Consider the following 1,595-nt stretch of genomic DNA (forward strand, 5'->3'; position numbering starts at 1 on the left):
TGCCGCCGGCCGAAGCCCGCATGGAGCAGGCGATCCGCAACCAACTGAACGGCACGCGTTGCGCCACCTGCCCGGAGACCGGAGAGAGCCGCGGTTACATGCCGTTCCAGCCGGTGCCGATCTGGCTGACCTTCCCCGCCCCCGCCCCCGGCGAGACGGCGGGCGACGACCTGCAAGAGGCGCAGGCGCCCACCGGCCTCTCCGTCTCGAAGCGCAAGCTGGGCCAGCGCGCCGACCGGGGCGAGGCGAACCGCACCGACAGCTTCATCATCCACCGGTTCGAGGCGATCCTGTCGTGGGTCGAGAGCATGAACCTCAACCGCTCGGTCGACGATGACGACGACGAGAACGCCCAGAAGGCGGCCGAGGACCAGGACGAGATCACCCTGTCGCGTCACGACCGGAAGGCGGCGACACGGCTGAGGATGCACCTCGACCTCTCGCCCGCCGACGCCGATCACGAGGCGCTCGCCGGCGAGTTCACCTATCCCGAGTGGAACCACCGCAGCCGGTCCTACATGGCCGACCACTGCCGCGTGCTCGAGGCCGAGGCGGTGCCGGGCGAGCGGCCGTTCGTCCCCGACCCGCACCAACTGCGTCGCGTGCGGCGCCAGTTCGAGGCCCTGCATCCCCGCCGCATCCTGCGGCCCCGTCAGGTCGAAGGGACCGAGCTCGACCTCGACGCCATCATCTCGGCGCGGGCGGACCTCAAGGCGACGGGGCGCGGGACCGACCGCATCTACCAGAGCCTCAGGCGCACCGACCGCGACCTGGCGGTGGCCTTCCTGCTCGACACCTCGCGCTCGACCGAGGCGGCGGTGGGCGACACCTGCGTCATCGACGTCGCGCGCGAGGCGCTCGCCGCGCTCGCCGGCGGCATCGACGCGGCGGGCGACCGGCTGGGCATCTGGGGCTTCTCGTCCCTGCGCCGCGACCGGGTGTTCCTGCACCGCGCCAAGCGCTTCGACGAACCGCACGGGCAGCACGTCATCGACCGCATCTGCGGATTGCAGCCCGGTCACTACACCCGGCTTGGCACCGCGATCCGGCACGTGAGCGCCATGCTCGATGCCGAGACGGCGAGCCGCAAGCTCCTGATCGTGCTGACCGACGGCAAGCCCAACGACCTCGACCACTACGAGGGCGTGCACGGGATCGAGGACAGCCACATGGCCGTGCGCGAGGCCCGGCGCACCGGGCAGGCCGTGCACGGCGTCATCGTGGACGAGGACGGGCAGGACTGGTTCGCCCGCATCTTCGGCCGCGGCGGCTTTACTCTTCTGCCCGACCCGAACCGGCTGTCGCGCGCCCTGCCCGACATCTACCGCACCCTGACCCAAGGAGACATCGCATGACCCGCCTCGCCCTTCTCCTCACCCTGCTTCCGACCGCGCTCCGGGCGGAGGCCTACGACCCGCCCATCCCGCAAGCCCAAAGCGCCACCGCCGAGTTCTGGTTCGCGCTGGCGACGCTGGGGCTCGTGGGCGCGCTGGCGCTCGTGCAGTGGATGGTGCAAAAGCGATGACCCCGCGCGCGCGCAGCATCTGTAAGCTCTCCGCCGCGCTCTACCCGTTCGGAGCGGGTGCGGCGGCGGT

General features: G+C 71.4%; 2 protein-coding genes. Both read left to right on the forward strand.

Annotated features, from left to right (window positions below; genetic code table 11):
• Positions 1–1,355: nitric oxide reductase activation protein NorD (locus BM162_RS22180; RefSeq protein WP_143096311.1), on the forward strand; the 1,355-nt coding region annotated here is incomplete at its 5' end.
• Positions 1,352–1,525 carry a protein NnrT gene (locus BM162_RS22185; protein ID WP_093426029.1) on the forward strand — a complete coding sequence of 58 codons (174 nt, stop codon included), beginning with the start codon at positions 1,352–1,354 and terminating at the stop codon, positions 1,523–1,525. The genes BM162_RS22180 and BM162_RS22185, both read left to right, overlap by 4 nt.
• The last annotated feature ends 70 nt before the right edge of the window (positions 1,526–1,595 follow it).

This window comes from Tranquillimonas alkanivorans (assembly GCF_900115595.1).
GTDB classification, from domain to species: domain Bacteria; phylum Pseudomonadota; class Alphaproteobacteria; order Rhodobacterales; family Rhodobacteraceae; genus Tranquillimonas; species Tranquillimonas alkanivorans.

Coding starts and splice junctions, on each gene's coding strand:
- BM162_RS22185 (WP_093426029.1), top strand. CDS start 1,352: ATGACCCGCCTCGCCCTTCTCCTCACCCTGCTTCCGACCGCGCTCCGG.